Source organism: Microbacterium gubbeenense DSM 15944 (genome assembly GCF_000422745.1).
Taxonomy (GTDB): domain Bacteria; phylum Actinomycetota; class Actinomycetes; order Actinomycetales; family Microbacteriaceae; genus Microbacterium; species Microbacterium gubbeenense.
The window spans coordinates 44146-57068 of sequence record NZ_AUGQ01000009.1 but is presented as its reverse complement, the minus strand read 5'-3'; the positions used below and the strand labels follow the sequence as shown (position 1 = coordinate 57068).

Here is a 12923-nt window from a genome sequence, read left to right as displayed (position 1 = left end):
AATTGAGCACTCTGCGCACCGGCTTCGTTGCGGGATGTCTCTAGTCTGCACACTTTTCCTCCATATGTCATGCACGAGGCGACGACATGCCCTGACGGTCACCAGGCGTCTGTCGGGCGTTCCGCGTAGACTCGCCTAGATATGTCGCCCCGTGCCTCTCAGCCGCTCGCGCCCGCGGCAACCCCGCCCGCGCGAATCCGCAATTTCTGCATCATTGCCCACATCGACCACGGCAAGTCGACCCTCGCCGACCGGCTGCTCCAGCTGACCGGCGTCGTCGGCGACCGCGAAATGCGCGCGCAGTACCTCGACCGCATGGACATCGAGCGCGAGCGCGGCATCACGGTCAAGAGCCAGGCGGTGCGGATCCCGTGGCAGGTCGACGGCGACACCTTCGCCCTGAACATGATCGACACGCCGGGCCACGTCGACTTCAGCTATGAGGTCTCGCGGTCGTTGGCCGCTTGCGAGGGCGCGATCCTGCTCGTCGACGCCGCGCAGGGGATCGAGGCGCAGACCCTCGCGAACCTCTACCTCGCGCTCGAGAACGACCTCACGATCATTCCGGTGCTCAACAAGATCGACCTGCCGGCCGCCGACCCCGAGCGGTTCGCGAAGGAGCTCGCGGATCTCATCGGCGGCGACCCCGCAGACGTGCTGCGCGTATCGGGCAAGACGGGCATCGGCGTCGAGGAGCTGCTCGACCGCATCGTGCGCGACATCCCCGCGCCGACCGGCGACGCGGACGCGGCTCCGCGCGCCGTGATCTTCGACTCGGTCTACGACGCCTACCGCGGCGTCGTGACGTACGTGCGCATGATCGACGGATCCTTCGTGCCCCGCCAGAAGCTGCAGATGATGTCGACGCGCACGACCCACGAACTCCTGGAGATCGGCGTCTCGAGCCCAGAGCCGGTGGCGTCCGAAGGACTCGGCGTCGGCGAGGTGGGGTACCTCATCACGGGCGTCAAGGATGTGCGCCAGTCGAAGGTGGGTGACACGGTCACCGACGCGAAGGTGCCCGCCGCGGTCGCTCTCGACGGGTACGTCGAGCCGAAGCCGATGGTGTTCTCGGGCCTGTATCCGCTCGATGCGAGCGATTATCCGATCCTGCGCGACGCGCTCGACAAGCTGAAGCTCTCTGACGCGGCGCTCGTGTACGAGCCCGAGACCTCCGTCGCGCTCGGCTTCGGGTTCCGCTGCGGCTTCCTCGGCCTGCTGCACCTCGAGATCATCACCGAGCGCCTGGAGCGCGAGTTCGACCTCGACCTCATCAACACCGCTCCGAGCGTGATCTACGAGGTCACCGCCGAGAACGGCGAGACGACGGTCGTGACCAACCCGAGCGAGTACCCCGAGGGCAAGCTCGCCTCCGTGACCGAGCCGATCGTGCAGACGTCGATCCTGGTGCCGAAGGACTACGTGGGCACCGTCATGGAGCTGTGCCAGTCGCGCCGCGGTTCGCTCATCGGCATGGACTACCTGTCCGAGGAGCGCGTCGAGCTCAAGTACACGATGCCGCTCGGCGAGATCGTGTTCGACTTCTTCGACCACCTGAAGAGCCGCACGCAGGGCTACGCGAGCCTCGACTACGAACCGTCGGGCAGCCAGGAGGCCGACCTCGTGAAGGTCGACATCCTGCTGCAGGGCGAGCGCGTCGATGCGTTCAGCGCGATCGTGCACCGCGATGGCGCTTACGCGTACGGCACGATGATGGCCGAGCGGCTGCGCAAGCTGATCCCGCGCCAGCAGTTCGAGGTGCCGATCCAGGCCGCCATCGGCGCTCGCGTGATCGCGCGCGAGACGATTCGCGCCATTCGCAAGGACGTGCTGGCGAAGTGCTACGGCGGCGACATCAGCCGCAAGCGCAAACTTCTCGAGAAGCAGAAGGAGGGCAAGAAGCGCATGAAGATGGTGGGCCGTGTCGAGGTTCCGCAGAACGCCTTCATCGCCGCCCTCTCCGGTGACGTCGAATCGTCGGGCAAGAAATAACCTCCACCAGTTAGGGTGAACAGCATGCGCAGGGCGACCTTCCGTGACCAGACGGTCGACTATGCGGCGGTCGGCGCCAGTCAGGCCGCCGATCTGTTGCAGTATCCGCCGGAGAAATCCGTGCCGGCCGTCGATTCGTGGCGCATCGGCAGCGGCGAGGCGCGGTTCCGCAAGGCGGGCGATGATCTTCTCGCCTGGCGCGTGATCACCGGGGCGGGCCTCGAGCTCACCGATGTGCGCCCGTCGGCGGAGCCCAGCTACACGGGCGTCAGCTTCGACGCCGACGGCACGCCGCAGCCCCCGGCCAGTCACGAGGGCGATCAGCGGTTCACTGCCGATGGCGTGGCGTATGTCAGCGCCGGCGCGACCGCCCACATCATGGGCCGTGCCCGGGGGCGCAAGGCGAACGGCGACTACCGCGTGATCTTCGTCACCGAGGACGAGCGCCGCGTGGCGTTCGCGATCGGAACCGTCGATGCGACCCTCGTGAGCGGGGAGATCCTCTTCAGTGTCGAATGGCGCGACAACGACGAGGTGTGGTTCGAGGTGCGCTCGTTCGACGTGCCCGTGAGGTGGAGCTACCGCGCTTTCCGCCGACTGGTCAAGCGCCGCCGCCGGCTGATGAACTCCGCCTACCTGCGCGCCGTATCGCCGCTGTTCGCCTAGCGCCGTGGGATCCGCTCTTCCGCTCGGCGACCCCGCACCGGCCGACGGCCTGCTCGGCGTGAGCGCCGACCCGCACACCGACTTCGGCGTGTATCTGCACGTGCCCTTCTGCCGCGTGCGCTGCGGTTACTGCGATTTCAATACCTACACGGCCCCCGAGCTGCGCGGCGCGCGTCAGGATCAGTACGCGGACACGCTGCTCGGCGAGATCGATCTCGCGCGCGGCGTGCTGGAAGAGGCCGGGCCGATCCGTCCGGCGCAGACCGTGTTCTTCGGCGGCGGCACGCCGACCCTGCTGCCCGCGGGCGACCTCGCGCGCATGCTCGAGGGGGTGCGGGAGGCCTTCGGTCTGGCGCCGAACGCCGAGGTGACGGTCGAGGCGAACCCCGACACCGTTACGCCCGAGGTCGTGGACCAGCTCGCCGCGGCCGGGGTCAACCGCATGTCGATCGGCATGCAGTCGTCGGTGCCGCACGTGCTCGCCGCACTCGATCGCACGCACACGCCCTCGAACGTCAGCACCGCTGTCGCCGCGGCGAAGAGCGCCGGCCTCGACGTGAGTCTCGATCTGATCTATGGCGCGCCGGGGGAGAGCCTCGACGACTGGCGGTCGTCGCTCGAGACCGCCCTCGCGCACGAGCCCGACCACATCTCGGCGTATGCGCTCATCATCGAGCAGGGCACGAAGCTTCACCGGCAGATCTCCCGCGGCGAGGTGCCCGCGCCCGACGACGACCTGCAGGCCGACATGTACGAGCTCGCCGACGAGCTGCTGGGCGGTGCGGGCTACGAGTGGTACGAGGTGTCGAACTGGTCGCGCGGCGAGAACCACCGCTCGCGGCACAACCTCTCGTATTGGCGCGGGTTCGACTGGTGGGGTTTCGGGCCGGGCGCCCACAGCCACGTCGCCGGGCTGCGCTGGTGGAACGTCAAGCACCCCGCGGCGTACGCGCAGCGCCTGTCCACCGGATCCTCGCCTGCGGCCGGGCGCGAGACTCCCCACGCCGAACAGCGTCTGCTCGAGCGCGTTCTGCTCGAGACGCGGATCCGCGAGGGCATGCCGGTCGCCGAGCTTCCGAACGCTGATGCCCGCCGCGCGGTTGCGGGTCTCGTCGCCGACGGCCTCGTCGACGGCGGATTCGCGGTGAAGGGCCGTATCGTTCTCACGCTGCGCGGGAGACTGCTCGCGGACGCCGTGGTGCGAGCTCTCACCGACTGACGCGATAGAATTGGCACTCGAACCATGTGAGTGCCAGACCGAAGGGAGCGCGAGATGGTCTCCGACCGACGCCTCCAGGTGCTGCGCGCCATCGTCACGGACTTCGTCGATACGCACGAGCCCGTGGGGTCGAAGGCGATCGTCGAGCGGCACCAGCTCGGGGTGTCGGCCGCGACGATCCGCAACGACATGGCGCTGCTCGAAGAGGATGAGCTGATCGCGCAGACGCACACCTCGTCGGGCCGGGTGCCGACCGATAAGGGCTACCGCGCGTTCGTCGATCACCTTGCTCACGTGCGCCCGCTGTCTCAGGCGCAGCGCGCGGCGATCGAGTCATTCCTCACGGACCCGGCCGATCTGGACGACCTCCTTGCACGCACCGTCCGCGTGCTCACGCAACTGACCGGTCAGGTCGCGCTCGTGCAGTACCCCTCGTTTGCGCGCGCGACGGTCACGCACGTGCAGCTCGTGCTGCTCGATCCGCGACGGGTACTCGTGATCCTCGTGACCGACACCGGACGCGTATCGCAGCGGCTCGCCCTGCTGCCCGCCGCCGTGGACGCCGACGACGTCGATGCCGTTCTGGCGCACGTTCAGCCCCTCGTGGTGGGGCGCGGGGTCGGCGACGCCGCCGACAGCCTCGCGGCGTCCGACGATTCCGCGCACCGCACGGCCGTCGACGTCGCCCGCGAGATCGTGATCCGCGCCATCGCCGAGGAGCTCGACGCGTTCCGGCAGAACCGCCTCGTCATGGCGGGGGCGGCGACGCTGGCGCGCCGCGAGGACGACTTCCGCGGCAGCATCCATCCGCTCCTCGAAGCGATCGAGGAGCAGGTCACGCTGCTGCGCCTGATGAGCGCGATGGATCCCGACGACAACGGCTTCGCGACGAGCATCGGCCGCGAGAACGCACCGTTCGGACTCGGTGAGGCATCGATCGTCGCGAGCGAATACGACGCGGCGATCGGCCGCGCCCGCGTGGGACTCATGGGGCCCACGCGCATGGATTACCCGCGCAACCTCGCCGCCGCTCGCGCGGTGGCGACGTATCTCACGCGCGTTCTGGAAGAAGACGAAAGCCGCTGACCGCGGCGACGACACTCATCGCGGCGACCCCGCGGAAAGGTGATTGTGGCAGACCACTACGACGTTCTCGGCGTCTCGCGCGAGGCGAACTCTGACGAGATCAAGAAGGCGTACCGGAAGCTCGCCCGCAAGCTGCACCCCGACGTGAACCCCTCGCCCGAGGCGGCTGAGGAGTTCAAGTCGGTCACGCACGCGTACGAGGTGCTGAGCGACTCCGAGCAGCGGCGCCGCTACGACATGGGCGGCGACCAGGCGGGAGGCTTCGGCGGCGGTTTCGGCGGTTTCGGCGACGTCTTCGAGGCGTTCTTCGGGGGCGGCGGCGGATCGCGCGGAGGCCGCCCGCGCTCGCGCCGCCAGCAGGGGGAGGACGCGCTGGTGCGCGTCGATCTCGCCCTCGGCGACGTCGTCTTCGGCGCCCACCGCGACATCGACATCGACACGGCCGTGCTGTGCGAGACGTGCGGCGGCAGCTGCTGCCAGCCGGGCACGGAGCCCGAGCGCTGCGACGTGTGCGGCGGATCCGGGCACGTGAGCCGTCAGGTGCGCAGCCTGCTCGGCAACGTCGTCACCCAGCAGCCCTGCGGATCCTGCCAGGGCTACGGCACGCGCATCCCGCACCCCTGTACGACGTGCGGCGGTCAGGGGCGCGTGCGCTCGCGCCGCACCGTGGGCCTCGACATCCCGGCCGGCGTCGAGACGGGCCTGCGCCTGCAGATGCCCGGGTCGGGCGAGGTCGGCCCCGCGGGCGGCCCGAACGGCGACCTCTACATCGAGATCCACGTCGAGCCGCACGCGGTCTTCAGCCGAGACGGCGACGACCTCCTCGCGACCCTCGAGGTGTCGATGACCGACGCGATCCTCGGTACGACGGCGTCGATCGACGGCCTCGACGGCGCGGTCGATCTCGAGGTGCGCGCCGGCGTGCAGTCGGGCGACGTGCTCAAGATCGCCGATCGCGGCATCACCGGCCTGCGCTCGAAGCGCCGCGGCGATCTCAAGGTCGCCGTGCAAGTGGTCACCCCGACGAAGGTCGATCACAAGACCCGCCAGCTCGTCGAGGAGCTCGCCAAGCGCACGAAGGCGCCGGGCCCGCAGCTCGCCGAGCATCAGCAGGGGCTGTTCTCGAAGCTCCGCGACCGGTTCCGCGGCTAGGCGCCGATGGCCCTTCACTTCGTCCACGAACAGGCCGAGGGCGCGACGCCGGGCGACGTCGTCGTGCTCACGGGATCCGAGGCGCATCATGCGGCGAGCGTCCGGCGCGTGCGCGAGGGCGAATCGGTGACGCTCACCGATGGGCGCGGCGCGTGGCTCACGGGATCCGTGACGTCAGCCGATCCGAAGCGGGTCGAGGTTCGCGTCGACGCGCGCGAGAACCGGCCGGCGCCTGAGCGGCGGGTGCTGCTCGCCCAGGCGCTCGCGAAGGGCGACCGCGACGAGCTCGCGGTGCAGGCCGCGACGGAGCTCGGCATCGACGGGATCATCCCGTGGCAGGCGGCGCGCTGCGTGTCGCGCTGGCAGGGGCCGAAGGCCGAGAAGGGCCGCGCGCGGTGGCAGACGATCGTGCGCGAGGCGGCGAAGCAGGCGCACCGCGCGTGGATCCCGGAGGTCGAAGCCGCGGCGACCACCGCGGGCCTCGCCGCGCACACGGGCGCGACCACCGTCGTGCTCGACCCTTGGACTGAGGCTCCGATCACGACGATGGATCTGCCTGCGGGCGACCTGATCCTCGTCGTCGGTCCGGAGGGCGGCATCGCTCCCGAGGAGATCGAGCAGCTGACGCACGCGGGAGCGATCCTCGCGCGCCTCGGCGACAGCGTGCTGCGCACGTCGACGGCGGGACCCGCGGCCCTCGCCGTGCTGAACGCACGGCTCGGTCGCTGGTGAATCCCCGTAGACTCGACGGCATGAGCGAGCCGAGCATCTTCACGCGCATCCTTGACGGCGAGATCCCCGGTGAGATCGTCGCCGAGACCGATCGCGTTTTCGCGATCACCGACATCAACCCGCAGGCGGCGCTGCACGTGCTGGTCATCCCGAAGTCGGGCGAGTACCGCGACGTGGCCGAGCTCGCCGCGGGCGACCCGTCACTCCTCGCTGAAGTCGTCGACCTCGCGAACCGCGTCGCGGCCGAGCGCGCCGGCGGCGAGTTCCGTCTCATCTTCAACACCGGTGCGGGCGCAGGCCAGACCGTGTTCCATGTGCACGCGCACGTGCTCGCGGGCGACCTCCAGGAGAAGAGTCTCGTTGGCTGACGATTCGTCTCAGACCGCCGTGACGATCACCGTCGACGGCATCGCGATGGTGCAGCTGCTCGGCCCGCAGGATCGGCTGCTGCGGATCGTCGAGAAGGAGCACCCGAACGTTGACGTGCTCGTGCGCGGCAACGAGATCACGCTGTCCGGCGAGCAGACCGATGTCGCCGCCGCGCGCGTGCTCGTCGCCGAGCTGATCGATATGACACGCAACGGACACACGATCGAGCCCGCCGACGTCACGGCGTCGAACCGGGTGATTCAGGAATCGGGGGAGCGCCCGAGCTCGTCGCTCGGCGAGACGATCCTCGCGACCCGCGGAAAGACGATCCGGCCGAAGACCCCGGGCCAGCGCGACTACGTCGAGGCGATCGACCAGAACACGATCATCTTCGGCATCGGGCCGGCCGGCACCGGCAAGACGTATCTCGCGATGGCGAAGGCGGTCCAGGCGCTGCAGCGCCGCGAGGTGAGCCGCATCATCCTGACCAGGCCGGCGGTCGAGGCGGGGGAGCGGCTCGGCTTCCTCCCCGGCAGCCTGACCGACAAGATCGACCCGTACCTGCGCCCGCTGTACGACGCGATCAACGAGATGATGGATCCGGAGATCGTGCCGAAGCTCATGGCGAGCGGGACGATCGAGGTCGCCCCGCTCGCATACATGCGCGGACGCACGCTCAACGACTCGTTCGTCGTGCTCGACGAGGCGCAGAACACGACGCCCGAGCAGATGAAGATGTTCCTCACGCGCCTGGGATTCGGCACCCGCATGGTCGTCACCGGCGACACGACGCAGATCGATCTGCCGGGCGGCACGAGCGGTCTGCGCGTCGTGAGCAAGATCCTGGGTCACGTCGACGACATCCACTTCGCGAACCTCTCGAGCGCCGACGTCGTGCGCCACACGCTCGTCGGCAAGATCGTTGATGCGTACGGCGAATACGACGAGAAGCGCACCGCCCGCCGGGCCGAGCTCGACGAGGCGCGCGACTTCGCGAATCGCGCAGGCCGCCGCGGACCCCAACCGGGCGGCAGGAATCAGAACCGAGGACGCTCATGATCGACATCAACAACGAGTCCGACCTCGACGTCGACGTCGAGGCCCTGCTGCGCCTCGTGCAGCACCACCTGCTGGAGCTGCACGTCAGCCCCGACGCCGAGCTCGCGATCGTGCTGGTCGACGAGGCCGCCATGGCCGAGCTGCACGTGCAGTGGATGGACGAGCCCGGACCAACCGATGTGCTCAGCTTCCCGATGGACGAGCTGCGCCCCGGAACGGCCGAACAGGTGACGCCTCCCGGGCTGCTCGGCGACATCGTCGTCTGCCCGCAGATCGCCGAGACGCAAGCTGAGACCGCCGGGCACTCGCTGCTCGACGAGATGAAGCTGCTCACGACGCACGGGCTGCTGCACCTGCTCGGCTACGACCACGCCCTGCCCGATGAAGAGCGACGCATGTTCGCCCTCCAGCGCGAGCTGCTGACCCACTTCGCGAGCGCCGAGAGGCGGCGCCGCAGGGCATGACCGAGTTACTGCTCCTCGGGGGAGTGATCGTTCTGCTCCTCATCGCGGCGTTCGCGACCGCGCTCGACGCCGCACTCGGCGTGACCTCGACCGCGGATCTCGTCGACTATGCCGCCGAAGGCCAGAGCCCGCGGGCGCTCGCCCTCATCTCCCGTGCCAGGGACGCACACGAGGCCGCGCTGACGTTCATGCGCGTATTGTGCGACGTCGGCGCCGTCGTACTCGCCGCCGCGGCGTTCCAGGAGATGTTCTCGAGCCTGTGGTGGGGCGTGCTCGTGACGGTCGTCGTGATGACGGCGGTCGCGTTCGTCGCCGTGCATACCGCGCCGGCCATCCTCGGTCGCCGCTACTCCGAGCAGATCCTCGGGTTCGGGGCGCCGACGATCCGGGCCGCGAAGCTCGTGTTCGGGTTCATCGCGCAGCCGTTCGCCGCCGCGCTCGAGCACCTGATCCCTGGGGGGCGGCGCCGCGGCTTCGACTCCGAGGAGCAGCTGCTGTCGATCGTCGACGAGGCCGCGACCCACGCCCTGATCGAAGATGATGACCGCGAACTGATCCACTCGGTGTTCGACTTCACCGACCAGATCGTGCGCGCCGTGATGGTGCCGCGCACCGAGATGGTGTCGATCGATTCGGACGCGCGGGCATCGCAGGCGATGGACGACTTCTTGACGAGCGGCCTGTCGCGGCTTCCCGTCATCGACGGCGATGTCGACGACGTGGTGGGCGTGCTCTACCTGAAAGATCTCGTGCAGCACGCGTTCCGAGACACGCCAGGGTGGCGGGACGCGGCGGTCGTCGCGTATGCACGACCCGCCGTCTTCGTCCCGGAGCAGATGCGCGCCGAGAGCCTGCTGCAGCAGATGAAGCGCGACCAGGTGCACGTGTGCCTCGTGATCGACGAGTACGGCGGCGTCGCCGGAATCGTCACGCTCGAGGATCTGCTCGAGGAGCTCGTCGGCGAGATCGACGACGAGTACGACGCGCGCACGAACGAGGTCGTCGAGCTGCCCGACGGCAGCTTCCGCGTGAGCGCCGGCCTCGGAGCCGATGAGGTGGGCGAGCTGTTCAGCGTCGACATCGACGATGAGGATGTCGACTCGATCGGCGGCCTCATGTCGAAGCATCTCGGCCACATGCCCCAGCCCGGCGAGCAGGTCGAGACCGACGGGCTCATCCTCACGGGCGGCACGCCGCGCGGCAGAGGGCGCGGCCTCGCGACGATCTTCGTCGATCGCACGGAGTCGCTGCGCCAGGTCGATCATGTCCTCGGGCGTCGCCCGAAGACCGGCGAGATACAGGTACCAGAAGAGAGCGGACCCCATGACTGAGACCTCGAAGAGCGGATTCGTCACGTTCGTCGGACGCCCGAACGTCGGAAAATCGACGCTGATGAACGCGCTCGTCGGCGAGAAGATCGCGATCACGAGCGAGAAGCCGCAGACGACGAGGCGCGCGATCCGCGGCATCCTGAATCGCCCGGGCGGCCAGCTGATCATCGTCGACACCCCCGGCGTGCACCGCCCGCGCACGCTGCTCGGTCAGCGGCTGAACGACCTCGTGGAGACCGTGCTCGGCGACGTCGATGTGATCGGGTTCTGCGTTCCCGCGAACGAGAAGATCGGCCCCGGCGATCGCCGCATCGCCGAGTCGCTCGACGGCTACCCGCGCGCGAAGAAGGTGGCGATCGTAACGAAGGCCGACACCGCGAGCCGCGATGGGATCATGGCGCAGCTCATGGAGGTCGACTCGCTGCGCGAGGACTGGGCCGCGGTGATTCCGCTCTCGAGCGACACGGGCGAGCAGCTCGACGTGCTCACCGACGAGCTGCTCGCGATGATGCCGGACGGTCCCGCCCTGTACCCGGAGGACGTCAGCACCGACGAGTCGATCGAGGATCGCGTGGCGGAGATCATCCGCGAGGCGGCGCTGCTCGACGTGCGCGACGAGCTTCCGCACTCGATCGCGGTGCAGATCCAGGAGATCGCGCCGCGCGAGGACAACGCCGAGCTCACCGACGTGTACGCCGACATCGTCATCGAGCGCGACAGCCAGAAGCCGATCATCATCGGCCGAAATGGTTCGCGGCTGAAGGAGGTCGGCGCCCGCGCCCGCGCGGACATCGAACCGCTCCTCGGCACGCGCGTGTTCCTCTCGCTGCACGTGCGCGTCGCGAAGGAGTGGCAGCGCGATCCGAAGCACCTCGGCCGGCTCGGTTTCTGAGCAGAATGCTCAGCCCGATGCGCGCGGGGCCCGCATCGGCAGGGCACGATGCGTGGTATTGTGGAGAGGTGCGACAGTTCGGACTTCTTCTCCTTATCTGCCGCGACGAGACCTCGTAGCTAGGGCCTTCTCGTCGCGGTGGTTCTCGTGGCCCGTTTTTCCACGAACTGAAGGAACGCGAAGATGAAGAACAATCAGAAGCCCAGCGGCATGCCGGTCCATAAGTATCTGCCGTTCCACGAGCAGATTTCGGTCGAACTCCCGGATCGCACCTGGCCGAGCAAGCGCATCGAGCAGGCCCCGCGCTGGTGCGCGGTCGACCTGCGCGACGGCAACCAGGCGCTCATCGATCCGATGAGCCCCGAGCGCAAGCGCGTGATGTTCGAGCTGCTCGTCAAGATGGGCTACAAGGAGATCGAGGTCGGCTTCCCGTCGGCGAGCCAGACCGACTTCGACTTCGTGCGCCAGCTAATCGAGGAGGATCTGATCCCCGATGACGTCACGATCCAAGTGCTGACGCAGGCCCGCGAAGAGCTCATCGAGCGCACCTACGAGTCGCTGCGCGGAGCCAAGCAAGCCATCGTGCACCTCTACAACTCGACCAGCGTGCTGCAGCGCGAGGTCGTCTTCCGCACGGACAAGCAGGGCATCATCGACCTCGCGCTCGAGGGCGCTCGGCTGTGCAAGAAGTTCGAGCAGACGATCCCCGAGACGACGGTCTATTACGAGTACTCGCCCGAGTCGTACACGGGAACCGAGCTCGAGTTCGCCGCCGACATCTGCAACCAGGTCATGACCGTGCTCGTGCCGACGCCCGAGCGCAAGATCATCCTGAATCTGCCGGCGACCGTCGAGATGGCCACCCCGAACGTCTATGCCGACTCGATCGAGTGGATGAGCCGCCACCTCGACAACCGCGAGAACGTGATCCTGTCGCTGCACCCGCACAACGACCGCGGCACCGCGATCGCCGCGAGCGAGCTGGGATACTTGGCCGGCGCCGACCGCATCGAGGGATGCCTGTTCGGCAACGGTGAGCGCACCGGAAACGTCGACCTCGTCGCGCTGGGCATCAATATGTTCACACAGGGCATCGACCCGCAGATCGACTTCAGCGACATCGATCAGGTCAAGCGCACGGTCGAGTTCTGCAATCAGCTGCCGGTTCCGGAGCGCAGCCCGTGGGCGGGCGACCTCGTCTTCACCGCGTTCAGCGGATCGCACCAGGATGCGATCAAGAAGGGATTCGAGTCGATGGCGGCCCGCGCCGAGGCGCAGGGCGTCACGACTGAGGACATCGCGTGGGCGGTTCCGTACCTGCCGGTCGACCCGAAGGACCTCGGCCGCTCGTACGAGGCGGTCATCCGCGTCAACTCGCAGTCGGGCAAGGGCGGCGTCGCGTACCTGCTCAAAGCCGACCACAAGATCGACCTGCCGCGCAAGCTGCAGATCGAGTTCTCGAACGTCGTGCAGACCCGGACCGACGCCGAAGGCGGCGAGGTCACGAGCGACGAGATCTGGAACATCTTCCAGGACGAGTACCTGCCCTCGGGCGCGCCGGACACGAGCTGGGGCCGCTTCGAGCTGCTCGGCACGACGACGAAGCACACGTCGAACGGCGAGAGCGATCTCGAGGTGACGTTGCGCGAGAACGACGCCGAGATCGTCGTCTCCGGCACGGGCAACGGCCCGGTCGCGGCGTTCCTCGACATCATCCGCGAGCGCGGCCACGAGGTGACGCTGTACGACTACTCCGAGCACACGCTGAGCGCCTCGGGCGATGCGGAGGCCGCGGCATACGTCGACCTGCAGGTCGACGACCAGCGACTCTGGGGCGTGGGCATCGACGGCGACATCGCGACGGCCTCGCTGAAGGCGATCGTCTCGGCCGTGAATCGCACGATCCGCGTGCGCGACACGCAGCTCATCGGGGCCTGACCGCTCTCTGAATCATGTCGGGC

Annotated in this window: 12 protein-coding genes; all 12 read left to right on the top strand. The window is 68.5% G+C overall.

What is annotated here, in order from left to right:
- Window positions 1–141: 141 nt before the first annotated feature.
- The 12 genes from lepA (at window position 142) to leuA (ending at window position 12900) form a co-directional block, all read left to right on the top strand.
- Window positions 142–1992, top strand: a complete 1851-nt coding sequence (gene lepA, locus G510_RS0107430) for a translation elongation factor 4 (protein ID WP_029153116.1) — start codon at window positions 142–144, stop codon at window positions 1990–1992.
- 24 nt (window positions 1993–2016) lie between these two features.
- The gene (locus G510_RS0107425) at window positions 2017–2658 is read left to right on the top strand and encodes a DUF1990 domain-containing protein (RefSeq protein ID WP_029153115.1); all 642 of its coding nucleotides are present in this window, start codon (window positions 2017–2019) and stop codon (window positions 2656–2658) included.
- A gap of 4 nt (window positions 2659–2662) precedes the next feature.
- The gene (gene hemW / locus G510_RS0107420; protein ID WP_029153114.1) at window positions 2663–3877 is read left to right on the top strand and encodes a radical SAM family heme chaperone HemW; all 1215 of its coding nucleotides are present in this window, start codon (window positions 2663–2665) and stop codon (window positions 3875–3877) included.
- 54 nt (window positions 3878–3931) lie between these two features.
- Window positions 3932–4963 carry a heat-inducible transcriptional repressor HrcA gene (gene hrcA, locus G510_RS0107415; RefSeq protein ID WP_029153113.1) on the top strand — a complete coding sequence of 344 codons (1032 nt, stop codon included), beginning with the start codon at window positions 3932–3934 and terminating at the stop codon, window positions 4961–4963.
- A gap of 45 nt (window positions 4964–5008) precedes the next feature.
- Window positions 5009–6115 carry a molecular chaperone DnaJ gene (gene dnaJ, locus G510_RS0107410; protein WP_029153112.1) on the top strand — a complete coding sequence of 369 codons (1107 nt, stop codon included), beginning with the start codon at window positions 5009–5011 and terminating at the stop codon, window positions 6113–6115.
- Between the two features lie 6 nt (window positions 6116–6121).
- On the top strand, window positions 6122–6847 hold the full coding sequence (locus tag G510_RS0107405; protein WP_029153111.1) for a 16S rRNA (uracil(1498)-N(3))-methyltransferase: 726 nt from the start codon (window positions 6122–6124) through the stop codon (window positions 6845–6847).
- Window positions 6848–6867: 20 nt separating this feature from the next.
- Window positions 6868–7215, top strand: a complete 348-nt coding sequence (locus G510_RS0107400; protein ID WP_029153110.1) for an HIT domain-containing protein — start codon at window positions 6868–6870, stop codon at window positions 7213–7215.
- Entirely contained in the window at window positions 7160–8275 is a 1116-nt protein-coding gene (locus tag G510_RS0107395) for a PhoH family protein (RefSeq protein ID WP_084644260.1), read from the top strand. The genes G510_RS0107400 and G510_RS0107395 overlap by 56 nt, the downstream gene beginning before the upstream one ends.
- Window positions 8272–8739, top strand: coding sequence for an rRNA maturation RNase YbeY (ybeY, locus tag G510_RS0107390; protein ID WP_029153108.1), 468 nt, complete (start codon window positions 8272–8274; stop codon window positions 8737–8739). The genes G510_RS0107395 and ybeY overlap by 4 nt, the downstream gene beginning before the upstream one ends.
- Entirely contained in the window at window positions 8736–10070 is a 1335-nt protein-coding gene (locus tag G510_RS0107385) for a hemolysin family protein (protein WP_029153107.1), read from the top strand. Before ybeY ends, G510_RS0107385 begins: the two co-directional genes overlap by 4 nt.
- A complete protein-coding gene (gene era, locus G510_RS0107380) occupies window positions 10063–10962 on the top strand; it encodes a GTPase Era (protein WP_029153106.1) in 900 nt (299 codons plus the stop codon). The genes G510_RS0107385 and era overlap by 8 nt, the downstream gene beginning before the upstream one ends.
- A 183-nt stretch (window positions 10963–11145) precedes the next feature.
- Window positions 11146–12900, top strand: coding sequence for a 2-isopropylmalate synthase (gene leuA / locus G510_RS0107375; RefSeq protein ID WP_029153105.1), 1755 nt, complete (start codon window positions 11146–11148; stop codon window positions 12898–12900).
- Window positions 12901–12923: the final 23 nt, after the last annotated feature.